The 23,180-nt window shown below is 53.2% G+C and carries 23 protein-coding genes; 12 read left to right on the top strand and 11 right to left on the bottom strand.

All coding sequences use genetic code 11. The features are described from left to right. The first annotated feature begins 461 nt into the window (after window positions 1–461). The gene (locus FD32_RS04795; protein ID WP_047770319.1) at window positions 462–713 is read left to right on the top strand and encodes a hypothetical protein; all 252 of its coding nucleotides are present in this window, start codon (window positions 462–464) and stop codon (window positions 711–713) included. A 29-nt stretch (window positions 714–742) separates the two neighbouring features. Further along, entirely contained in the window at window positions 743–874 is a 132-nt protein-coding gene (locus FD32_RS10415; protein ID WP_261313276.1) for a hypothetical protein, read from the top strand. Here FD32_RS10415 and FD32_RS04790 read toward each other — a convergent pair. Together FD32_RS04790 and FD32_RS04785 are read right to left on the bottom strand one after the other, a co-directional pair. Continuing rightward, window positions 858–1,385, bottom strand: coding sequence for a flavodoxin family protein (locus FD32_RS04790; protein WP_047770317.1), 528 nt, complete (start codon window positions 1,383–1,385; stop codon window positions 858–860). The genes FD32_RS10415 and FD32_RS04790 overlap by 17 nt on opposite strands. Before the next feature lie 58 nt (window positions 1,386–1,443). Next, window positions 1,444–2,496 carry an alkaline phosphatase family protein gene (locus tag FD32_RS04785; protein WP_156410638.1) on the bottom strand — a complete coding sequence of 351 codons (1,053 nt, stop codon included), beginning with the start codon at window positions 2,494–2,496 and terminating at the stop codon, window positions 1,444–1,446. A 222-nt stretch (window positions 2,497–2,718) separates the two neighbouring features. Between FD32_RS04785 and FD32_RS04780 the strand changes: the two genes are divergently transcribed. Genes FD32_RS04780 through FD32_RS04765 form a run of 4 tightly spaced genes read left to right on the top strand, consistent with a single transcriptional unit; the run spans window position 2,719 to window position 7,730 of the window. Then, window positions 2,719–4,527 (top strand): heavy metal translocating P-type ATPase, encoded by a 1,809-nt coding sequence (locus FD32_RS04780; protein ID WP_056962129.1) that lies wholly within the window; start codon window positions 2,719–2,721, stop codon window positions 4,525–4,527. A gap of 18 nt (window positions 4,528–4,545) precedes the next feature. Beyond that, a complete protein-coding gene (locus FD32_RS04775; protein WP_047770333.1) occupies window positions 4,546–5,478 on the top strand; it encodes a prenyltransferase in 933 nt (310 codons plus the stop codon). A gap of 12 nt (window positions 5,479–5,490) precedes the next feature. Beyond that, on the top strand, window positions 5,491–6,429 hold the full coding sequence (hemH, locus tag FD32_RS04770) for a ferrochelatase (RefSeq protein ID WP_047770335.1): 939 nt from the start codon (window positions 5,491–5,493) through the stop codon (window positions 6,427–6,429). Then, the gene (locus FD32_RS04765; protein WP_047770337.1) at window positions 6,426–7,730 is read left to right on the top strand and encodes an Nramp family divalent metal transporter; all 1,305 of its coding nucleotides are present in this window, start codon (window positions 6,426–6,428) and stop codon (window positions 7,728–7,730) included. The genes hemH and FD32_RS04765 overlap by 4 nt, the downstream gene beginning before the upstream one ends. A 50-nt stretch (window positions 7,731–7,780) precedes the next feature. On the opposite strand, the gene FD32_RS04760 is transcribed toward FD32_RS04765, so the two are convergent. The 6 genes from FD32_RS04760 to FD32_RS04735 all read right to left on the bottom strand — a co-directional run bounded on the left by FD32_RS04760 (window position 7,781) and on the right by FD32_RS04735 (window position 14,112). Beyond that, window positions 7,781–8,479, bottom strand: coding sequence for a hypothetical protein (locus tag FD32_RS04760; RefSeq protein ID WP_056962128.1), 699 nt, complete (start codon window positions 8,477–8,479; stop codon window positions 7,781–7,783). Then, on the bottom strand, window positions 8,472–9,341 hold the full coding sequence (locus FD32_RS04755) for an ATP-binding cassette domain-containing protein (protein ID WP_047769958.1): 870 nt from the start codon (window positions 9,339–9,341) through the stop codon (window positions 8,472–8,474). Before FD32_RS04755 ends, FD32_RS04760 begins: the two co-directional genes overlap by 8 nt. Then, window positions 9,322–9,705, bottom strand: coding sequence for a GntR family transcriptional regulator (locus FD32_RS04750; protein ID WP_047769956.1), 384 nt, complete (start codon window positions 9,703–9,705; stop codon window positions 9,322–9,324). The genes FD32_RS04755 and FD32_RS04750 overlap by 20 nt, the downstream gene beginning before the upstream one ends. Before the next feature lie 98 nt (window positions 9,706–9,803). Then, window positions 9,804–12,653: a DEAD/DEAH box helicase gene (locus FD32_RS04745; protein WP_056962127.1), complete on the bottom strand. Its 2,850-nt coding sequence runs from the start codon at window positions 12,651–12,653 to the stop codon at window positions 9,804–9,806. Window positions 12,654–12,661: 8 nt separating this feature from the next. Continuing rightward, window positions 12,662–13,159 (bottom strand): phosphatase PAP2 family protein, encoded by a 498-nt coding sequence (locus FD32_RS04740; protein ID WP_056962126.1) that lies wholly within the window; start codon window positions 13,157–13,159, stop codon window positions 12,662–12,664. Between the two features lie 2 nt (window positions 13,160–13,161). Beyond that, window positions 13,162–14,112 (bottom strand): aldo/keto reductase, encoded by a 951-nt coding sequence (locus FD32_RS04735; RefSeq protein ID WP_047769618.1) that lies wholly within the window; start codon window positions 14,110–14,112, stop codon window positions 13,162–13,164. Between the two features lie 145 nt (window positions 14,113–14,257). Here FD32_RS04735 and FD32_RS04730 point away from each other — a divergent pair, with 145 nt between their 5' ends. Next, on the top strand, window positions 14,258–15,178 hold the full coding sequence (locus tag FD32_RS04730) for an EamA family transporter (protein ID WP_047769619.1): 921 nt from the start codon (window positions 14,258–14,260) through the stop codon (window positions 15,176–15,178). Window positions 15,179–15,367: 189 nt separating this feature from the next. Then, window positions 15,368–15,985 carry a YczE/YyaS/YitT family protein gene (locus FD32_RS04725; RefSeq protein ID WP_082126077.1) on the top strand — a complete coding sequence of 206 codons (618 nt, stop codon included), beginning with the start codon at window positions 15,368–15,370 and terminating at the stop codon, window positions 15,983–15,985. Between the two features lie 135 nt (window positions 15,986–16,120). On the opposite strand, the gene FD32_RS04720 is transcribed toward FD32_RS04725, so the two are convergent. Beyond that, window positions 16,121–17,566, bottom strand: a complete 1,446-nt coding sequence (locus FD32_RS04720; protein WP_235803768.1) for a sugar porter family MFS transporter — start codon at window positions 17,564–17,566, stop codon at window positions 16,121–16,123. A gap of 459 nt (window positions 17,567–18,025) precedes the next feature. On the opposite strand from FD32_RS04720, the gene FD32_RS04715 reads away from it, so the two are divergent. Continuing rightward, complete coding sequence (locus FD32_RS04715; RefSeq protein WP_056962124.1) at window positions 18,026–19,360, top strand: APC family permease; 1,335 nt, start codon at window positions 18,026–18,028, stop codon at window positions 19,358–19,360. A 97-nt stretch (window positions 19,361–19,457) separates the two neighbouring features. Next, window positions 19,458–20,000 carry an RBBP9/YdeN family alpha/beta hydrolase gene (locus FD32_RS04710; protein WP_047769973.1) on the top strand — a complete coding sequence of 181 codons (543 nt, stop codon included), beginning with the start codon at window positions 19,458–19,460 and terminating at the stop codon, window positions 19,998–20,000. Window positions 20,001–20,051: 51 nt separating this feature from the next. On the opposite strand, the gene FD32_RS04705 is transcribed toward FD32_RS04710, so the two are convergent. After that, window positions 20,052–20,516, bottom strand: a complete 465-nt coding sequence (locus tag FD32_RS04705) for a hypothetical protein (protein WP_047769975.1) — start codon at window positions 20,514–20,516, stop codon at window positions 20,052–20,054. Window positions 20,517–20,532: 16 nt separating this feature from the next. Further along, window positions 20,533–21,591, bottom strand: a complete 1,059-nt coding sequence (locus tag FD32_RS04700) for a LysM peptidoglycan-binding domain-containing protein (RefSeq protein WP_047769977.1) — start codon at window positions 21,589–21,591, stop codon at window positions 20,533–20,535. A 173-nt stretch (window positions 21,592–21,764) separates the two neighbouring features. Between FD32_RS04700 and FD32_RS10250 the strand changes: the two genes are divergently transcribed. Both FD32_RS10250 and FD32_RS04695 read left to right on the top strand, forming a co-directional pair. Then, entirely contained in the window at window positions 21,765–22,004 is a 240-nt protein-coding gene (locus FD32_RS10250; protein WP_235803767.1) for a hypothetical protein, read from the top strand. Beyond that, entirely contained in the window at window positions 21,946–22,632 is a 687-nt protein-coding gene (locus tag FD32_RS04695) for an Rpn family recombination-promoting nuclease/putative transposase (RefSeq protein ID WP_235803766.1), read from the top strand. Before FD32_RS10250 ends, FD32_RS04695 begins: the two co-directional genes overlap by 59 nt. Window positions 22,633–23,180 lie beyond the last annotated feature (548 nt).

Here is a 23,180-nt window from a genome sequence, read left to right as displayed (position 1 = left end):
AAACGGTTAGTTTCGCTGTTAACAGCAAGCTAAATGATTAAATTAATTAAAATATGTCCTGTGATACCAAGGGATCAGTCTGTCTTCATACTTTCAAGTTTCAGTAGTAGAATTCCTAGGATCAAACTAATTATATGTGCTATTTATCAATATTACAACCTTTGTAACGATAGTTTTTCACTAACTATTTACAACTCACCCGTCGCAACTCCCATCATGGTAGGCTTTACAATTGCAACATTTTTTACTAAAACGTAAAAATATTTTAAAAAGTCTAACGATTAACAATGCTTTTGTCACTTAAATATTGTGATTTCACTTATATAACGACTAGGTGAAAGCGGTTCATCTTATGTTCGATAATTTACTAAATTTCGTCCTTCCCGGTCCAATTTCCTATCCTTTTAGTCCAATTCACCATATAATATTAATTTGTAACGAACTTAACGAGGAGAATGATTATGAATAACGATATTATGGAAACAATTGCTTCACTCAAGTCAATTGTTGAAACAACCCAGCGGCAGCTGATGGCCACCGTCCAGGAAAACCACGACCGGGCCGTGGACACCTTGCGGATGCTGAGCCAGGTTGGACCGACTGCCCCGACTGACCGTCAAGCAGCCGACACGTTGGAAGTCAAGTTCCCCGAGGAAGATGACCAGCACATGACCCGGGCGGAATACCGGAAGATGATGAAGCACAAGAAATAGTTGGTCTAAGACCATAAGGAGGAAGCAAAATGTTCAACCTACCCCTGGGCATCGGTCAGATCCATGCCATGCACGAACTCTTCAAAGCTGATCCCCGCCTGGCAATTATCATTTTGATTGTCTTGATTGTCCTCGCCTTTTACTTTAATTCCCGGCGGTAAACTTTTGCCCTAGCTTAAAGGCTTCCTGGCCGTACCTATCAATTGCGGGGTGTGCCAGCGCCTTCAAGTCCCAGATTGCTCCGGCATTGATCCAGTGCATGTAATCAATGATCTGCTTGTAGTGAATTTTCAGGGAGTCAAAGGCCGTGTTGACAGAACCCGCCCCGGTCGCAATCATGACCGCCTGCTTATTACCCCTCAGTTCATTGTTATAGTCATAGAAGCGGTCCACGATGGTCTTGAGTAGTGAGCTCATCCCAAAGTAGTAGAGGGGCGTAACCATTACCACCAGGTCGGCCGCCTTGATCTTGTCGAGTAGGTGGTCGATGTCGTCATGCTGGCTAATTGCCTGGTTATCCTCATCAACCATTACGAAGTTATTCTGGTGGTCAACGGCATTGTAGTGGTAAATATCATTGTACCCGTCCGTTGCCCCCTCAATGAACTGGTCGGCGAGGTATGTTGAAGCGCCGTTGACGTGGGCACTGCTTGTGATCACGACGATTTTCATAGTAATTAAGATCCCTTCTTTTCCTATGTTATTAAGGTCCCTGTCTTGGGGGCCTTTTTTATTTTAAACCAAAGCTATCTTTAACGATTATTGAAATATCCCCCAGTAACCGGGGCGTCCACCGCCAATCGTCCCCTAATGGTGAGTAGACCAGTAGGGGCAGCCACTCCCGGGTTGGCCCGTCCCCTGGAAAGTCCGGGGCGGCGCCATAGTCGGCGGTCACCACCAGAAGATCCTGGTTCGTCACCTGGGGGATAATCTCCCCGAGCCGCGCGTCGGCCGCCATCAGGGCCTGCCCCATCTTTTCCGGATCACGGCGTTCACCCGCCATTGCGGCTTTCCCTAGTTGAACAACCTGCAGGCCATTTTCCGTCAACGTTTGTGGGTCCGTATTCACGTAAATTCCCGCCGCCCTTAGCTGGTCAAGGAGGGTGGCGTGGGGCACTGCCATGTTATACTCATGCCGGTCCGTCAACCGGTAGGTAAAGTCAACGGGGGTGCGGCCAGTAAACGGGACCGTCACCACCTGGCCAATCCGGAGCCCTGCCTGGCGGTCAAGCAGGTCCCGGGCAAAGTGGCCGACTCGTTCCAGCTCCGGGGGTGGGACCAAATTCTCGTGGGCTGTCAGCACCAGGTCCGCGCCCCCACTGGTTGCCACCAGGATTGCACCAGCGGCAACTGCCCTTGTACCCCAGTCAAGAAGCAGGCGGGGCCGGCTGTATGGCCGGTTAACGAGGACCGGGTGGCCGGCAAAGCGCGCGATTTCCTGGATAAGCTCCGGTGCCAGGCCCCGCGGCAGGGCTGTCAATTCCGTCGTTGTGGGCACACCAAGTAGCTCCCAGTAGCCTTCCAACCTACTCTTACCCACCGCCCGGGGCCGCACACGCCACTGCTGGGTATGGTCCAAGATCTCCGGGGCCGCTTGATAGAGCGGGTGCAACCTGGCCAGCCCGAGGCGGCTCAGGTTCGGCAGCTGGAGGCGGGCCCGGAAATGGGCGTTCAGGTCGCCAACCGTGTCGGCACCCCGGTCCATAAATTTCCCTGCATCTGGAGCAGGGCCAATTCCTAAACCACTGATAACCACCATGATTACCCGTTTATAAGTTCTCAACTTGCTGTCCTCCTAGATATTACATATATTTCCTTGTCACAGGGCCTTTGCCATTCTTTTTGATTATCATATAATATCAATGGGGTATTTACTTATCATAAGATTAATAACGTACCCATGAATATCCTGGAGTTCCCTGCTTTTGCTAAGTTTCGTTTCGCACACTTATAAAGTCAATTATAATAGAAGTAATTCTTATTATTTGAGGGGAAGTAAAAAAAGATGAAACGTCTTTCCAATAAGCAGAAGCTCGCTGTGATCCTCATCATCGCCGCCATTGCCGTCTTCTTGCAATACGGCCTCCACTACCCGCTTCTTGCGCAAGTTATTGTCACCATCGTCGGTGCCATCATCGCCCTGACGATGTTCATCGGGATGGTCAAAACACTCCGTTCCGGCAAGTACGGGGTCGACCTCCTGGCTATTCTCGCCGTCGTTGCCACCCTGGCCGTCGGTGAGTACTGGGCGGCCATGGTCATCCTGGTAATGCTGACCGGGGGTGACGCCCTTGAGGACTACGCCGCTAAGAAGGCCAACACGGAGCTGAAGGCCCTACTCGACAACTCGCCCCAACATGCTCACCTTATTAAAGAAGGGAAAATCACCGATGTAGCGGTCGGGGCCGTCAAGGTTGGGGACCAAATCGTGGTAAAACCTGGCGAACTCGTTCCCGTCGACGGGGTCATCGTCGCTGGTCATAGCGACTTCGACGAGTCCTCACTGACCGGTGAGGCCCGGCCCGTGGTTAAACAGGATGGGGACGCCGTCATGTCCGGTTCAATTAATGGTAACAGCGCCATCACCCTCCAGGTCAACCACCTGGCCAAGGATAGCCAGTACCAGCAACTAGTCAAGCTGGTCAAGGAGGCGGAGAGCACCCCGGCCCACTTTGTCCGCCTAGCCGACCGCTATGCCGTGCCCTTTACCATTGCGGCAGTCGTTATCTCGGCCCTGGTCTGGCTAATCTCCGGTAACCCCCACCGGTTTGCGGAGGTCCTGGTCGTTGCTTCTCCCTGCCCGTTGATTTTGGCCGCCCCGGTTGCAATGGTCTCCGGCATGAGTCGGGCCTCACGAAACGGGATCGTTGTCAAAACAGGGAGTGTCCTTGAAAAACTCGCCGGCGCCCGAACCGGGGCCTTTGACAAGACGGGGACCATCACTAACGGCCACCTGACCGTCAGCCGGGTTATCCCCGCCCCTGAGATCACGACGGAACGCCTCCTCCACCTGGCAGCCAGCGCCGAGCAGGACTCGTCCCACATTCTTGCCCGCTCCCTTCTGGCCTACGCGACGGAACACGAAATCTCCCTTGCGCCCGTCGCCGACCTGGAGGAAACAGCCGGGAAGGGAATCACGGCAAGAATTGAAGACCACCAGGTCCGCGCCGGCAATCTTAGTTTTGCCGCCCCGGACAACGGCAAGGCCGCTTTGGCAACCACCGCCATCTACGTCAGTGTTGACGGAAAGTACTACGGGGCGATTGCCTTTGAAGACCACATCCGACCCGAAGCAAAGGAAACAATGGAACGGCTGAAGGCCCTTGGCGTGAATAACCTAATGATGCTCACCGGGGACCAGCGGGCAATCGCCCAAACCGTCGCCAAGCAGGTGGGCATCACGACCGTCAAGGCGGACCTCCTTCCCCAAGATAAGATTGCCGCCTTAAAAGGGATCACCCCGGACTTCCACCCCGTCTTTATGGTTGGTGACGGGGTCAATGATGCCCCGTCCCTCGCCACTGCCGACGTCGGGATTGCCATGGGGGCCCACGGGTCGACGGCTGCTAGCGAAACTGCCGACTTGGTAATCCTCCAGGATAACCTAGCCCGGGTTGCCAAGGCCGTTGCCATCTCCAAGGATACGATCCGGATTGCTAAACAGGCGGTCCTGATTGGGATTGCCATCTGCACCATCCTGATGCTGGTTGCCTGCACAGGGGCAATTCCCGCCTTCGTGGGGGCCATGCTCCAGGAAGTCATCGATACCGTTTCAATTCTCTGGGCCCTCAAAGCCCGGCAAACCAGTAACTAGAAAAGGAAGCTTTTACTTATGGAAATGCCTAATCACCGCCAGCAATTTGCCGCCCTGGTCCAGGCACAGACAACGGTTATTTCGGCCCTGCCTTACCTGATTGGGTGCGCCTTTGCCTACTATTATTACGACCACTTCAACCTGGGGGACACGATCCTACTCTTCATCGCCGTGGTCAGCTTTCACCTGGCCGTCAATGGTCATAACCAGTACACCGACTACCGCCGCTTCAACCACAGCAACGCCATAAATAGCCATAATAACATCATTGCTAACTTTAAAATTCATCTTTCCTGGGTCCGGGTAATTATCGCTGGTCTCACCATCTTATCGGCGGCCATCGGCATCTACCTGACCATCAAGGCCGGCTGGATCCTTCTGCTGATTGGAATTCTTAGCTTCCTGGTGGGCTACTCCTACTCGGGTGGCCACCACCCCATCCTGAAGACCCCCTTCGGCGAACCGGCATCCGGGATCACCATGGGCTATAACATTACCCTCCTGGCCATCTACATCAACATCTATAACCTGCCGACCTTCGACGTCGACTTCTGGCTCAAGGGATTGGTGGTCGCCCTGCCCGCCATCCTGGTCATCAGCAACGTCATGCTCGGTAACAACATCTGCGACGTCAAGGAAGATATCGCCATTGGTAAGCGGACTTTGGTCTACCACATCGGCCACAAAAAGTCCCTTACCGTCCTGATCACCTGCTACGCGTTGAGCTACCTCTTCATCGTGATTGCGGTTGCTGCCCACTACCTTCCCCTCTGGGCCCTCGGCAGTCTTCTGACGATTCCCCTGGTCTACCAGCGAACAAGGGTCTTTGTCACCCAGCCCGATAAGGCCACGACCTTCTTTAACGTCCTGATTGACCTCCAGCTGATTCTGGTCAGTGAATTTTTCTTCATCATGCTGGGTATCATCTGGAAACTACTGATTTTTAAGTGAGGATTATCAATTATGAAAGAAAATGGATTACTATTGGTTAACCTTGGGTCACCAGCGGCCCCCACGACTCCCGCAGTCAAGCACTACCTGAGTGAATTTCTGGGCGATCAAAACGTCGTCACTATGCCGCGGGCGGTTTGGCAACCCATCCTAAAGGGGATTATTCTTCCCCTGCGGTCGTGGCGGTCGGCCACCTTCTACCGGGACTGCTGGCTAAAAGAGGGTTCCCCCTTGATTGTCTACTCCAACCGGCTTGCCAGGCGGGTGCAGAAAAACCTGCCCGACTGGGACGTCCGGCTGGCAATGACCTACGAAAAGCCTAGCATCGCTGATGTGTTGACGGCAATGAAGCAGGAATGTCGGCACGTCACCGTTTTATCCCTCTTCCCCCACTTCACTCAGAGCACCACCCAGTCGATCATCGACCAGGTCCGGGCGGTTGACCCCAAAATCAAGGTCATTGACCGTTTTGCGGACGAACCCGCCTACCTCGCGGCCCTGGCCCAGCAGATCCAGACAGCCTGGCAGAAAAAGCCGTACGACCGCCTGCTGATCTCCTATCACGGGATCCCAGTCTCAATGGTCAAGCATGGTGACCCCTATAAGGAGGAAACTGAGCGAACCACGGCGGAACTCATCAAGCGGCTGGACATCCCCAGCGACCAGATCAAGATGGTCTACCAGTCGAAGTTCGGCCCGATGCCCTGGCTCAAGCCCTACCTGAAGAACACCCTGATGGAGGAGGCCCAGATGGGGAAGCGTAACATCCTGATTGCGACACCGTCCTTCGTCACCGACTGCCTGGAAACTATTGAAGAAGACCAGGTCCAAAACTACCAGGCCTTCCGGGCAGCGGGCGGGCAAGAGCTCGACGTGGTCCCGGCGCTAAACGACCAACCGGCGTTTGCATCCTTCATCGCCCAGTTTGTTAAGGAGCAGGTTCAAGCATGAAGAAGAAAAGTCTAGACGAAATTAACGGCAGTGTTAAGGTTCCCACCGTCTACGAATCCGCCTTCTGGCAAAAGTTCCTCGCCTACAGCGGCCCCGGTGCCTTGGTGGCGGTGGGCTACATGGATCCGGGTAACTGGCTAACCTCACTTTCCGGGGGCAGTCGCTACGGCTACCAGCTCCTGGTGGTCCTCTTCTCGTCCATCCTGATTGCCATGGTGATGCAGTCGCTGTCAATCAAGCTGGGCGTGGTTACCCGAACCGACCTGGCCCAGGCCATCGCCGGGCGGGTTAACCGGCCCACCCGCATCGTCCTCTGGCTACTCAACGAGCTGGCGATGATGGCGACGGACCTGACCGGGGTCGTGGGGACGGCCGTCGCCTTGAAGCTCCTCTTTGGCCTTCCCCTTGTCTTTGGGGTCCTACTGACGATTGCCGACGTCTTGGTCGTCCTCCTCTTTCTCCGCTTTGGAATCCGGCGAATCGAGTTTATTGTCCTCTTTGCCATCCTGGTGGTCGGGACAATCTTTGCCGTGGAAGTCTGCCGGGCCCATCCGGCAGTGGCCGCCATCGCTGCGGGCTTTGTGCCCCACTCCGTAATTCTGACCAACCACCGCGAATTGCTCCTCAGTTTGGGAATCATTGGGGCCACGATCATGCCCCACAACATTTACCTCCACTCGGCCCTCGCCCAGAGCCGACGCTACGACGAGCACGACCCTAAGCAGGTAACCGAGACCCTCCGCTTTGCCAACTGGGACTCAGTCATCCACCTGGTTGCCGCCCTGATTGTCAACGCCCTCCTGCTGGTACTTGGGGGGACCCTTTTCTTCCACCACGGTGACCTCGCCAGCCTCCAGGATGTCTTTTACGGACTGAAGAACCCCGCCATCGTTGGCAAGCTGGCCAGCCCCTTGATGAGCTGGCTCTTTGCCTTTGCCCTCCTGATCACCGGGCTGATTTCTTCAATCACTTCGACTCTGGCCGGGCAGATCGTCATGGAAGGCTACATCAACATCCGCCTTCCCTTGTGGAAGCGGCGGTTGCTGACCCGGTTCGTGACCCTGATCCCAATTTTGATTATCGGCTTCATCATCCACTTCGATGAGGCCCAGTTTGAGCAGCTGATCATCTACGCCCAGGTCGTCTTGAGTATCGCCCTGCCCTTCACTCTCTTTCCCCTCGTTGCCATCACCGGCAACCGGGGCCTGATGAAGGAGCACGTTAACCGGCCCTGGCAGACCGTGGTTTGTTACCTCTTGGTCGCCTTGATCACCGGCTTAAATTTGCTCGTTTTAGTATAGGGAAAGCGCTTCTGTGAAACAGTTGATGTTTCACAGAAGCGCTTTTTTAATTAGTCCCGCCGTAACTGGAGGCGGTCGTTAAAGACCTTAGTTAAGAAGAGGATAATCACAAAGTAGATCAGCCAGATAACCCAAGGGACCACCGGGTTACCGAAGACCCCAATCCACTGGTCGTTATGGTTGCTAATGAAGCCCACTTCCAGCAGCTTGATCAAGAGGCCCGCCATCGCCCACATGATAATGATCAGGGCGACGGGAAGGCCAATCCCCACGATCCACTTCCACCGCCGGCTCAGGATACCAAAGCCGTTACCGACCGCCTGGAAGGTCAGGGTGACCGTCAATAGGGTCAGAAAATGCTCAAGAAGCGTCCCCGCTCCCGGGAAGGGGTGGTTGGTTAAGGCCAGCAACTCGTCGACCACGTAAATCACTAAGGTTGCCAAAAACAGGGCCACAAACCGCCCCCGCCACATCGTCTTCCGGGAAATACCGTTCTGGATTGCCCACTTGAAGTCCACGTAGGGGGTGATCAGGAAGTAGATCATCAATACCGCCGAGATAAAGAAGGTCAAGTTCCCCGGAATCCCGCGGAGGGTGACCAGAAACGATTCCACATTATGGTTGAAAATTAACCCGGCCAGGCTGACCAGGACCTCGACGCCAATCACCCAGGCTAGGGTAATCGCCATGCCCACCCCCAGCCGGTGGAAGACGTTGGTCGTCACCATTTTCATCTTTGCGTTACTCATTGTTCGTACCCCCATTCGTTAAGTAGATAAACAAGTGTTGCAGGTCGTAGTGACCAATCTTAACCCGGTCCGGAAGTATCCGCTGGTCGTCAAGTTGGTTGTAAACGTAAGCCGTCTTGACGTTACCCAGCTCATCTTGAGCTAGGACCCGCAGGCCGTTCGTGTATTCGTCAACGTCCTTGGTCGGCCCACTGATTGCGTAGGCCTTGTCCAGCATTGCCTGGACGTCCCCTTCTTCGACCAGGTGGTGGTCATCAATAATGAAGACGTGCTCGACAACCTGTTGGATTTCATCAATCAGGTGGGTCGATAAGACGAAGGTCCGCGGCTTATTCTGGTAGGTCTTGATCAGTTCCTTGTAGAAAACCTCCCGGTGGTTGGCATCCAGCCCCAGGACGGGCTCATCCAGGAGAATAAAAGCGGCGTTTACACTAAGGGCTACGGTCAGCTTGGCCGCGGTCTGCAGGCCCGTTGAGAGGTTACTCAGCTGGGCGGTGCTTGGTACACCAAACTCCTTGAGCAGGCGGTCCGCATTCTGGTAGTCGAAGCCCCCGTATGATTCGTCGGCCATGTCAAACATCCGCCGTACCGTTGTCCGCTTCGGGTACAAGTTAGCTTCACTCATCAGGTAAAACTGCCCTAAGACCGCATCGTTGTCCCGGCCATCCTGGTCTCCGAGCTTGATTGTCCCCGCGGTCGGGAAGATCCGGCTGGTGATGATGTTTAATAAGGTCGACTTCCCCGCACCATTGCGTCCCAAGAGGCCATAAATTTTTCCCGGTGCCAGGTCAAATGACAGGTCGTCTAAAACTACCTGGTGGCCGTACCGTTTGGTAATGTGGTCAATGTGTAATTGTTCCATCGTTTTCGCCTCGCTTAATTAGTTCTAGTAAGTGCTCTTTCGTGATTCCCAGTTTGTGGGCCTCAACTAAGAGTCGCTTGATATAGTCGTTATAAAAGCTGTCCTTACGTGCCTGCATGATCTTGTCCTGCGCGCCCGGCGCTACAAACATTCCCCGACCCCGGCGTTTTTCAACCAGGCCCTTGGAAACCAATTGGTTCATCCCCTTCAGGACGGTCGCCGGGTTGATGTGGAGCTGGGCCGAAAGCTGGGTCGTCGACGGGATCTGGCTGCCTTCCGTAAAGCCGCCGGTGAAGATCATCTCTTCTAGTTGAGCCGCAATCTGCTGGTACAGCGGTGCGGACTCGTCAAATTGTAACTGCACAGGAGCACCTCCCCTTCGTTAGTTATTTGGTTAATTACTTATGTAACTAAGTATATAATCAACATGCTAAAAAAGCAAGCAGAAATTCCTGCTTGCTTTTACTTTTCAAATAGGAGGCGCCGCAGCCGCGTTGCCAGCGGATGGGTCAGGACCAGGTTCATGCCGACCGCCGGCTTATGATTGGCCCCCAGTTTCTCTTCTTTGGCCGAACCTGGTTGAATTTTAGCCGGGCCCAGGTAGTAAAACTGCTTCCCCACCGCATCGCTGCGTTTGACAAAAAGGTGGATTTTGACCTTCCCGGACAGGAGGCGTTGGACCTCCGGCGAAGAGCGGTGACGGGGGCTCCGCGTGTACCAGCGCAGGGACTGGCCGTTCTGCAGCTGGTTGTCATAAATAGCGTTGCGCCGCTGGTCGTCGTCCTTGTGGTAAGTGATAAAGATCGGGCACTCGCGCTCGCCGACCCGGTAGCCGTACATTGGCGCACTGACGTCCAGGGGCCAGTTCAACAGCCGGCAGACGTCCTTACGGTCATACTGGCGGTAGAGGGTGAACTGCTGGTGGGCGTCGTAGTCCTTGCTCAAGGCTAGACCGGTGGCAACGGCGTCTTCAAACAGCCGGTGGAAAAGCGCATTACGCTTCAAAGCGGCTGCCAAGCTGGGCGCGAAGGCGTAATCCACCAGGTCGGGATGGGTAACGAGGGGCTGGCCCCCGTAAACCGCCCGCTTGGTCTTCTTCCCGGCCTTGACGTCAAAGAAGGCCAGGCTGAGAATATCGTCGATTGACCGCAAGACATTGCTGTCCACGTAGGCCCCGCGCTCATGAAGGGCGGCGCTAAGTTGCTCCTGACCGCAACGGTGGTCGGGCGCGGCCAGCAAAAGCTGCAAGAGAACGAGCTCATGGGGCCGCTTGCCATTAAGAAGCTCCTTGGTGACGAAGGCCAGGACCGCGTTTTCACCGGCCGTCAGCTCGACCTGCTCACCGACCTTTTGAAGAAAGGAACCGTAGTTGGCTAATCGACTGTTGGCGGCGAAGACCAGGGGCGAAACCGACCCGTAGCGGTAAAAGTCCACCAGCATCGGGACTCGCCCCAGCCGGTGACGGAGGTCCTGGTAGGCCTGACGGAGCTCGTGCATCGAATCCAGCTTGACCTTTTCGAGTGACTGGAGGATTCGGGCAGCCGCAACCCGGCGGAAGTTAATGGTCGACACACCAATTGCCGGCGGCAGGAGTGTTTCCTGGCGGGCCCGGTCAACCTGTCGACTCGTGTCGTGGTTCAGGGCCAGGGGAATCAGGAAGTTATTCTGGTAATTACCGATAAAGTCCAGGACGGTTACGTACTCCTTCCCCGGATACTTTCTGAGTCCCCGCCCCAGTTGCTGGATAAAGACAACTTCTGACTGGGTGTTTCTGAGCATGACCACCTGGTTTAACGACGGGATGTCCACCCCCTCGTTGAAGAGGTCCACGGTAATGATGTACTCAATCTTACCACTTTCTAGTTGGTGGACCACTGACTGGCGACGGGCCCCATTATCCGTGTTGGTCAGGGCAATTGCCGGGTGCCCAGCTGCGCTGAATTTAACCGCTAGTTCACGCGCTTCTTTCTGCCGGGAACAAAATACCAGCCCCCGGGCCTGATCGCCACAGTAGCCGTAGTAGTCCATCTGGTCCAGGATGTACTTGACCCGCTGGTCAGCCACCAAGTAGCGGAGGTCACTGGTCTCGGTGATCACCGCCCCGTCACGTTCGTAGTCCTGAATGCCAACGTAGTGAAACGGCGCCAACATCCCCGCGTCCAGGGCCGCTTTCAGGCGGATTTCGTAGGCCAGGTGGTAGTCAAAGAGCGCATAGACGTCCTGCTTATCCATCCGCTCCGGGGTGGCGGTCATCCCCAACCAGAATTGCGGCCGGAAGTGGTCAAAGACCCGCTGGTAGCTGGGAGCCGCTGCCCGGTGGGCCTCGTCGACCAGGATGTAATCAAGGGTCTTGGGCCCCAACTGCTTGAGGGTGGCCGGCTGGCTGAGGGTCTGGACGGTCGCAAATAAGTACTTGGCGTCCCGGTCGTGACGGTTTCCCGTCAGCAGGCCGTAGTCACTGGCTGGGCCCCCAATGAACCGGCGGAAGCTCTGCAACGACTTTTTAGCAATCTGTTCCCGGTGAACCAGGTAGAGGAAGCGGTGCGGACGGAAGCTACGGACGGCAAACGCCCCCAGGTAGGTCTTCCCCGTCCCGGTTGCCGAAACGACCAGTCCCCGGTGAACACCCGCCGCCACGAGCTCATGTAATGCGGCCAGGGCCGGGCGCTGCATCTGGTTAGGCTTGATTGGTTGCTGATGCTTACTGGACGTGACAGTCGGTCGGACTGGGGCCCGCCACCGCTGCCGGTAGTCTTGCAGCCAGGTCGCGTCTAATGGCTGGCTGTGGCGGTTTAACTCGGCTAGTTGGGCGGTGACCTGGGCGGTTAGCCCGGCGGTTTCCCGCGAACTGGCCTTTAGCGCCCACTCCACGTTCTGCAAAAGGGCCGCCCGGGTGAAGTTGGCACTGCCGATGATGACGGTCTGAAAGTTACCATGGTCAAAGAGGTAGCCTTTGGCGTGAAAGCCCGCCTGGTCAACGATCTTGACGGTCAGGTTCGGGATCTTGGCCAGCTCTGCAAACACCTGGGGACGGTTAAAGCCCAGGTAGTCACTGGTCAGGATGGTTACGGTGATCCCCTGGTCAGCCAGATCGGCCATCACCGCCTTAAACGGGACGAGCATGTCTAACGTGATAAAGGCCACCGCCCAGGTAAAGCCCTGGCAGTGCTGGAGTTCGTCTTGGACCACCTGCCAGATGGTCCCCGCCTGGTTGTTGGCCAGCAGCTGGGGCGTCAACAGCTCGTGACCAGGGTAGTCCTGACTGTACAGGCCGTTTAGAATTGCGTTTTTAAATACCGTCTGTTTATCCATTTTTTCTCCTAGAATAACCACAAAAGGGCCCCGCAGACGAGTCCGGCCGCCATTCCGGCCAGGACATCTTTGGGGTAGTGAACACCACCGACGACCCTAATCAGGGCCAAGAGGACCGCTAAAAACACCAAGAATATGCCAAGCGGCCACCAGATTTGGCAGGCCACCATGGCAATCGTCATGGCCGAGAAGACGTGGCGACTGGGAAAGGAGTCGCCCGTCTTCTCTCGGCTGATCAGGGGACGAAGCAGCCACTGCTCGTACGGCCGGGGGGCATTGAGGCGGTTGCGGGCCAGGCTCAAGAGCGCAAAGCTCACCCCCGGCACCACGATGATTGGCCAGGCAGCTCCGTGGCGGGTCCAGACCTGTTCGCCGACCATTCCCAGGTAGGCCAGGTACATGAGGACCTCAATGGCCCGGTTAGTTAGGCGTAGCGCGGTGACAAGATGCGGGTGCTTTCTGAAGGGGGCACTGATTCTTTGGTAAAAGTGCTGGTAGTCCTGCATTATTACGGAAGCTTGTTTCCAGCGGCCAGGTAGAGGTCATACCACTCCTGCTTGGTCAGCTGGACATCGCTGCCGGCGGCACTATCAGTGATGTGGGCCGGAGTCATGGTGCCAATCAGGACTTGCATGTGGGCCGGGTGGCGAAGGATCCAGGCCACCGCAATGGCGTTTTTCGAAACCTGGTACTTACCAGCCAGTTTGGCCAAAACTGCGTTCAGCTGGGGGAACTGGTCATTGTTAATGAAGGTTCCGGCAAAGGTCCCGTACTGGAACGGCGACCATGTCTGGATGGTCAGCTTGTGGAGGCGGCAGTATTCAAGCAGGCCACCATCACGGTTAGTGGCCCCGTCATCGGTCATGTTGGTGTGGAGGCCAAAGTCAATCATCCCGGTATGCTTGAGGCCGAACTGGAGCTGGTCAACCAGCAGGCGTTGGTCAAGGGACGCCTGGAGGAGGTCAATCTGGGCCGGGTTGAAGTTAGAGACGCCGAAGTGGCGCACCTTACCGCTGGCCTGGAGCTCGTCAAAGGCCGCCGCAATCTCGTCCGGGTCCATCAGCGGGTCCGGCCGGTGGATTACAAAGGAATCGAGGTAGTCGACCCCCATCCGCTGGAGGATCCCGTCAACGGCAGCAATCAGGTGGTCCTTCGACGAATCGTAGCGGGTAATCTGGTTTCCGTCAGCGTACAAGCCCCCCTTTGATTGGATAAAGAAGTCCTCCCGGGACAGATCACTACGCTTAAAGGCCTGGCCAAAGTGGATTTCCGAAGAACCCCGTCCTAATTTGGGGTCATTACCATAGATGTCTGCCGAGTCAATGAAGTTGATCCCGGCTTCGTGGGCCGCCTGCAGAGTTGCGGCGCATTTTTCAACGGGGAGGGTCCCCATCCGCATGATTCCCAGGGCCACGTTGGACGCTTGCCAATTTGTTCCACCAATTTTAACTGACCGCATTTCAGTCACTCCTTTTGTACAAACTTATTTAAATTATACTTCAAAGGTGGGGCCGCTTAAAGAAAGTACTTTCTAGTCATGAACGGGTTCAAATTTCCCCTAATAAATGTTATATTGCGGGAAAACTATTGAGGAGGCTGATTAGATGAGTAAGCAAACGAAGGGAATCCTGTTGGCCGCGAGTGGGGCGTCCCTCTGGGGAATTTCGGGAGCCGCGGCCCAGTACCTCTTTTCCACCACCACGATTTCTAACACCTGGCTGGTTAGTATCCGCCTCCTGGTGGCGGGCGTCCTCCTCACCCTGTGGAGCCTGCTCAAATTCCCCCACCAGGTCAAGCAGGTAATCAGCAGTCGCTTTAACCTGAAGTTCCTGGTCCTCTTTGCGGTCCTGGGGATGATGAACTCCCAATTAACCTACTTTCTGGCGATCAAGTACAGTAACGCACCCACTACGACCGTCATCCAGTACCTCCAGCCGGTCTTCATCATCCTCTGGCTGGCCCTTGCTAACCGCCAGTGGCCCCGGCGGCTGGACCGCATTAGCATCCTGATTGCCCTGGTCGGAACCTTCTTTCTGGCAACGGGCGGCCATCTGAACCAGCTGGCTTTGACCCCAACGGCCCTCTTCTGGGGGATCTGGTGTGCGGTTGCCGCGGCCCTCTATACCCTGTTGCCCCGGCCCCTATTACAGAAATTCGATGCCCTGATTGTCTGTGGGCTAGCGATGCTGATCAGTGGGGTCCTCCTTTTGCCGTGGTTAGTGACCACCCCACTGCCACACCTGAGCACCTGGGATTGGGTCCTCATCACCTACATCGTCATTGGGGGCACGATGTTTGCCTACACCCTCTTTTTGCAAAGCATCCGGTATATCTCACCGGCAGCCACGGGAATTTTGAGTGCCTTTGAGCCCCTGGTGGCCACCCTGCTTGCGGTAACCCTGCTGGGGACCTGCCTCACGCTGGCGGCGGTCTGCGGTTCGTTATTAATCCTGCTCACCACCTTCTTGCAGGCAATCCCCTTTCAGAAGTTTAAGACCTTCATCCACTTCCCGCATTTAAAATAACGGAAATAGACAAGATAACGGCCACCAGTGTTCGACAGGATCCGGGCGCTGGCGGCCGCTTTATATATCCGTCCATTAGTCCACAAAATGTGCAATTCATCCCACATCCAATCATTTATTTTTGCAATGTAAGCGCTACAATTACTTTGATATGATCAAATTTGAACGAATTTTTGCGGAGGTGGACTTATGTATCAAGCAAGGCGTATTATGATGGCCTTTTGTGGGGTCGTTCTGTGTGGCTTTTGCGTGGGGATGTTGCAAAAAGCCAATCTCGGGGTGGACCCCTTCACCTGTTTCGTGACGGGGATCGCGAATATTTTCAGCTCGACCTATTCAACCTTTTACCTTATCCTGACGGGGATACTGCTAGCTCTCGTCTTCGTTTTGCACAAGCACTACATTGGGATTGCGACCTTAATCAACCTCTTCTTGACTGGCGTGGCCGCCGACTTGATGCATAATTTGCTGGACGTCCTGCTTCCCCATCCCGGTCTGCTGGCCCGGGGCGGCCTTATGACAGCCGGGATTGTCTTTACCTGCCTGGCTGCCGCCCTATACTTTACCGCGGACCTTGGTGTTTCGGCCTACGATGCAATTGCCCTGATTGCGGCCTACAAGTACCGCCTGCTACCGTTCAAGTACTGTCGGATCATCACCGACAGTATCTGCGTCCTGGTTGGTTTTGCCTTTAATGTTACCTTGGGAATCGGGACCGTCATCACGGCCCTTTTCATGGGGCCCCTCACCCAATGGTTCAAGACCAACCTGGCGGAGCCGATGCTGGCTAAGGCGCCGGCGGCTTAAGATAACGCTTTTCGATGCAAATCAAGTCATTAAAAAGCATAAAGAAGACTCTAGTGTTCGAATTTTCCGAACGCTAGAGTCCTCTTTATGTACTGCACTGTAATTTTCAACTATATAGAAGACCTATACCACTTTTTAATTTTGGTACCTGTTTTCCAGGTAGTTGGGTAACTCGTGGTGGTGATGGTGGTGGTGCTTAGCCATGGCCTTCTGCCGCAACTCTGTTTGAATCTGCTCCAGGGTCTTTCCCTGAGTTTCGGGCGCGAAAATTGCCGCAAATACTAGGGAAAGGATGTTGCAGATAATAAAGAACACGAAGGTCCCACTGCCACCCCAGCGGGCCATCATAACCGGGAAGGTGAACCCCACAAAGAAGTTCGCCAGCCACAGTGCAAAGGTCGAGATACCCATTCCTAGGCCACGCAAACTTTGTGGAAAGATCTCCGACAAAAGCACCCAGGTCGTTGGGGAAACGCAAGACTGAAAGAAGGCCAGAAAGGCCATCGTTGAGCAAATCACAATGTATGGTAACAGCGGTGAATTCCGCAGGAATAGGATTGCCAGGGTGATGAAGGCCGTTGAGCTTGCCGTACCGGTGATTCCAGTAAGGAGCATCTTTCGCCGGTCAACCGTGTACATCATCTGCATCCCCACCGCGGTGGCAACGAATGAAGTTAGGCCGTTGCCGATATTGGCAATCAGCGCGGCCTGGTGACCAAAGCCAACCTTCATGAGGATACTCGTCCCGTAATACATCATGATGTTGATGCCGACAAACTGCTGGACGATCCCCAGGCCAACACCAATTAGGACCAGGTTACGAACCCAGGGGTGGCTCAGGTCGTGGAGGGTTGCGTGCCGGGCCATCCGATTACGCTGCAGCGTGTTCTCCACACTTTGAATTTCGTGCAGGCTCCGCTGTCGACTCGGCCGAATTGTTTCCAGAGTCTGCAGGGCCGCGTCTTGATGCCCCACCATGATTGACCAACGGGGCGATTCGGGCACCCGCCACATCCCGATGAAGAGCAGGACCGACGGGATCATCCCGAAGGCAATCATGTACCGCCAGATACTGCCGACGTGCGGAAAGCAGCTTCCCAAGACCGCGTTGACCGTGAAGGCCAGCAGCTGGCCGCCCGTGATCATTAGCTCATTTTGGGTCACTAACCGTCCCCGCAACGCCGCCGTTGATACCTCGGCCAGATAGGTAGGGACAATCACAGAAGCACCGCCGACCGCCAGGCCCAGCAGGAAGCGAAAGATAATCATAAGAAAAGCGTTGGGGGCTACCGAACACATCAGCGTTCCCATGAAAAAAATCAGGGCTAAACAGACCAGCATTTTCTTACGACCATAACGATCCGCGAGCTTGCCAATGATCAGGGCCCCGATGGCTGCTCCTAACGTGATGCCGGAAGTTACCAACCCCTCTTCTGCTGGGGTGAGGTTCAGCTGCTGTGGCGAGGCCATGTAAGGGATGGCACCGTTGATTACTCCAGTGTCGACCCCAAACAAAAGACCACCCAACGTTACTATTAAAGCAATTTTCTTTAACCGTCTGACAATTCTGCTACTATGAATAAAAAATTCCTCCTTATTCAGGGTAAACAAAAAGGCGCCTCACCTGCAAGAGCAACTGAGACGCTTTTCGTTGAGGGATATGTTCCACTCACCTAATTGACATTTCTATTATAACACGTTTAGCAAACGTGCGTTCTAATCAAGAATTAGCCCAATAAATTGGTAATTTATGATAAAAATAGTTACAAATTATGTTGCAATTTTATCATTCTAATGGTATTCTAATTTACATTAAAGATACACAGGAGGACTTAGCAATTATGACTTTGACATATATTCAACAAGCAAATCAACAATCTTCCTCCTCAGTCTCTAGTTCTACTCGGGGCTGAGTGATTTTAGTGTGTCATCAAACAGGTTTAACAACGAGCCCGGACATGCTTAGTCATTTGGCAAACACCATCTGACGAAGCGTGGCCGGGTTTTTGTCTTGGCCAATACGGAAATGGAGGAATTGGAATGAAGAATCAGCAGACAAACGATGATTTGAAGCGGTCGCTTGGTTTCTGGTCGGCAATCTCGATCGTTGTGGGGACCATTATCGGTTCCGGGATCTTTTTCAAGCAGGGTTCGGTTCTTGACAGTGCCGGAACATCGACCATGGCCATTGCTGCCTGGGTCTTTGGGGGAATTATCACCCTAACTGGGGGGCTGACAGTAGCCGAAATTGGGTCCCAGATGCCCTACACCGGGGGCCTGTACGTCTATATTGAGAATATTTACGGACGAATCCTTGGCTTTTTAGCCGGGTGGATGCAGGTTATTGTTTACGGGCCCGCCATTATCGCCTCGGTCGCGGGCTTCATGAGCATCCTGATGGCTAACTTCTTTGGCCTGGGGGCCCAGTGGCGGGTGCCACTCGCCTTCATTACCGTTTTGGCAATCGGGATTATGAACCTCTTTGAAAACAAAGTGGGGGCCATCTTTGCGATCATTACCACGGCCGGGAAAATGATTCCGATCGCGGCGATCATCATCTTCGGGCTCTTCTGGGGGCACCAGGATGCCTTTGGTCAAACCGTCAATGAGGTCCACCAGGCAACCGGTGGCTTTGGGGTTGCGGTCCTGGCAACCCTGTTCGGTTATGATGGCTGGATTTTAATTGCCAACCTCGGTGGTGAAATGAAAAATCCGCAGAAGCTGTTACCTAAGGCCATCATCGTGGGGATCACCGCAGTGCTAATCATTTACACCCTGATCACCATCGGTATCATCAAGTTTCTCCCCGTCAACCTGATCCACCGCTTGGGTGAAAACGCCACGGCTTACTTAGCTGTCAAGGCATTTGGGAACATCGGTGGTAAATTACTGTCGGCCGGGATCATCATCTCGATGATGGGGACTTTGAACGGTAAAATGATCACCTTCCCCCGGATCGTCTACGCAATGGCTAAACGGGGTGACCTGCCATTCTCGCGTTACCTGGCTTACGTTACGCCTAAGGGAAAGTCGCCAGTTGTTGCCACCATGTTTATCATTGTTTTGGCTACCGTCATGATGATCTTCTTTGATCCTGACCACCTGTCGGACCTCTGTGTCTTCACCGTTTACTGTTTCTATCTTCTGGCCTTCTTCGGCATCTTCATCCTCCGGCGCCGGAACAAGGAACCGCGGCCGTTTAGTACGCCGCTGTACCCGTGGATTCCGATTATCGCTATCGCCGGTGGGGTGTTCGTCCTCGCTAGTGAAATCGTCAATGACTTTACCGGCGTGGTCCTGTTCATTGGGATTGTCATCGTCGGCCTACCAATCCTCTACCTAGTTAAACGGATGGACCAGATGCGGATGCACTAAATGTACGAAAATGGCTTTCTAACTGCCCCCTGCTGGCGGTTAGGAAGCCATTTTGCTTATAATAGAGGGGAAATCAATTTCAAAGAGGTGTGTTTGAATGAAGAAAGCCTACCTAATTCACGGAACATCAACACGGGACGACGACTGGTTTCCCTGGCTAGAACAGGCTGCTAGGCCAACCATCGCCGTTGACCGCATCATGCTGCCAAACCCGTTTGCCCCGGATCCCAGAGAATGGGCGGATGCAATTGACCAACAGGTGCCCGCTCAGGATGGCGTAATCCTTATTGCCCACAGCTTGGGCTGCATTAGTGCCCTCCGCTTTGTGGAACGGCACAACCTGCATGACGCCCGTCTTCTCTTGGTGGGCGCATTTGATGAGCCGCTCCCAATGTATCCCCAGTTAAACGGCTTCGTCCAGCCCAAGCTCGACTACCAAAAGGTTACCCCAAAGGTTGGTCAGGTAACGGTCATTACGGCCAAGGATGACCCGATTGCCCCGTATAAGGGCAGTGTTGAAGTTGCCCACCAACTCGGTGCTAAACTGATTGTCCAGGCAACTGGCGGCCACTTCTTGGGCGCTAATGGTTATACCCAATTCCCGCTTGCTTTAAAAGAATTATTGCGGATTACGAAATAGAAAAACCACCTACCCCCGTATTTAAAGGGTAGGCGGTTAATTTTTTCACGACTATTCAATTTGCTTAAAGGAAGTGGACTTGTGGTCAACCCCCTGACCAGCATTGGCAATCTGGTAAGTGAAGCTGCTGGAGTGCAGTTTCTTACCAAGTGCTAAGACATGATTATATTGCCACAGCGATACCTTGCCATCCTGGCTCTTGGAAAGGGTCAGCTTACTGCCTTTTGCACTGTAATTCCAGGTTCCCTGCTTAGATTCGCTATGGTAAACGTCTTCAAAGTCACTCTGACTATCATTGGCTTTTAGTGCCTTAGATTTGCTTGGGGTAACGACCACCTCATCGCCGCTCTTAGCAAAGGTCATGTAGGCGCTCTGGTTCCCCGAAACAGACGTGTACTGGTAAACGTGCCCCGGAACGTGGCGTGCAACGGAATGGCTCGCGTAGAAGTAACCACCCCCAAAGATAACCACGAGAACTACAATAATCGCAATAATAATCTTGTTCTTTTTTTGCATCGATACCTAACTCCTATTAGTCGTCCTCATCAGTGGAGTCAGTGCTTTGATCATCAGTCGTAGCTTGGTTATTGCTGTCACTGTTGCTATCGCTATCACTTTGACTGTCTTCACTGTCGCTATCGTCGTCGTTGCTGTCGTTGTCCTTGTTGTCCTTATTACTGTCGCTACTGCTGTCATCGTCATCATCACTTTGACTGTAGCTTAATGACAGCGTCTTGCCGTTCAAGGAAATGTGGACAGTTACATCCTTGTCGGAATCTGGCAGAGCATCCTCAATTGCTTCTACCGCAGCGTCAGCGTCACCATTTTCAAGATCCTTCTTAACCTCAGCAGCAACACTACTACTGATGCTATGACTGTCATCGGCGTCACTGTCAGTGTCAAATGATACGTTATCATCGCTGTTGGCACCATCTAAGGCTGATTCAATGCTGTCGGCAGTCAACTTAACCTTATTGTGCTTCGTACTCTTTTTGTGCTTTGTTGTACTGCTGGATGATTCATTCTCAGTAGTGTTATCACTATTGTTATTATTGTTGCTGCCGTTGTTGTTATCGTTATTGGCAGAGTAAATATTGGTAGAGTGATCATCGTTCTTGGTAATTGTTTGTGGCCGTACGGTAATGTGGACGTTAGTTGGTCCATTATTAATGGTAACCTTTGTTTGCGCCACAGCATATGGGTTAACGTCTGGTGTGTAGCCAGCAGGGACATCACCATCGCGGTTCAGAATCAAGACGTCACCGGCGTAGATCAGGTTAGCGTTTTGAATATTGTTGTCATAGCACAGCTTAGCCACGGAGATTCCTGTTGCTGCGGAAATACCAGATAAGGTATCACCCCATTGGATGATGTAACGGGTCCCGTTGAGGTTGTCCATACTAATGTGTTGCATTGCCATGTTGTTAGAAATTTGTTGTGGCGTGTTGGCAATCCAGTTGGTAATATCCGCCTGTTCCTCTGGTGAACCACTTGCGTTATTGTCCGCCATTGCAACTGAAGTAGCCATTACGGGGCCGGCTAATACGGCCGTCATAAAGGCTGCTACCAGGCGTTTCTTGTTAATCTTCATGACTAATCCTCCCATAGAAAATCCTTAAAAAGCCTATTATTTTCATCTTAATTAGTTTAACGCTGTCCCAACAAGCATTCAATAGGACACCACCTAAAAGATAGTGAAACAAGCCCTTTTTGCCGTCCTTAATAAGTAGGGGCAACCCACGAATAATGTAAGGAGGGCTTTTTATGGCACAAACCGACTTAGAAAAACGCTGGGAACGGGCCGGCTTAACAGACGACTTTATCTTCAGCAAGGTTTTTTTGGATCCGGTGATTACCAAGGAGATGATCCACCGGGTGCTGCCGGAGCTACCACTGGGCAAGGTGACAATCCTCAATAGCCAGCAGGAACTAACGAGTACGCATGATGCTAAGGGGGGGGCGCTTCGACATCTATGCCGAGGACGAGGAAGGGAACCGCTATGACGTCGAGATGCAGGTTGTTAACCACCAAAACTTGCCGCAACGAACGCGCTTTTACCAATCTAGTTTGGCAAACGATGCCTTTGAACGGGGGCAAAACTACAGCCAGGCCGACAACGCCTACGTGATATTCTTCTGTTGTTTCGACCCCTTTGGTCTGAGAGAACAACGCTACGAGATCAAGCGGCGGGTCAGTAAGTACCCGGATTACCCGTATCGTGATGGTGAGACGACCCTTTTCTTTGACATTACGAATCTTCGTCAGATAGTTGGTCCGAAGCTCCAAAACTTCCTGGACCTCATTGCTGGCCGCAAAGTTGATGAGGCAGATGACTTTATCGTACAATTAAGACAAAGGATTGCCCACGTAAAACAGGACCGGAAATGGAGGAAGGAATATATGCAACGCACCTTATACGAAATGGACATTGAAAACGATCGCCGCCGTGCTATTCTTGAGGGTCGTAAAGAAGGTCGTGATGAGGGAGTAGATGAAGAACGGCTGGCACTTGTTCGCGACCTGATTGATAGTGGTCAAACTAAAGAACAAGTCGAAAACTTTCTTGTCAATATCCGTAAGTTTTCCCCTCAGCAAGCACAAAAGTACTATCAACTAGCGATCAAGAAATGAGTTGGGAACACAACTAGCTTTCTACGTGAAGTAAACCTCTTGAAAGCGTAAGGAGGCCTACAGTATTCGGAAAATCCGAACGCTGTAGGCCTTTTCGTGTGCTGCGCTGCAGTATTTTATCCATATGGGAGACTTATATCGTACCCCTGTTAGACAAAGATTCTAACGATTGTAAGCCACTTACTTAATATAATTCAGAAAGCTAAAAGTTAACCGCGATAGATTACTACCAGACTTATAAAGAAGTCTCCAATTAAAAAAGACAGCTTGCGTTTACTCTCATCTCAATTAGAGACTCGTTACTCGCAGTTTGAACAAGAAGGCACTAGAGCTAAGGAAACCAGTCTAAAGAAGAGGTGAAAGGTGTTTCTCCGTCATGTGAAGGCCTGGTTGGATTCAGGCCACTACCCTTTTTGAAACATAAATATCCAATTAAGACGATCGTCTCACCAACGGCATAAAAAAAGGCCGTGCAACTAAGCACGGTCAACTTGCGTGGCAACGTCCTATCCTCGCAGGGAGCGATCCCCCAACTACTTTCGGCGTGT

Source organism: Limosilactobacillus panis DSM 6035, from assembly GCF_001435935.1.
Classification (GTDB): Bacteria; Bacillota; Bacilli; order Lactobacillales; family Lactobacillaceae; genus Limosilactobacillus; species Limosilactobacillus panis.
This window is presented reverse-complemented; position numbering and strand designations above follow the sequence as displayed.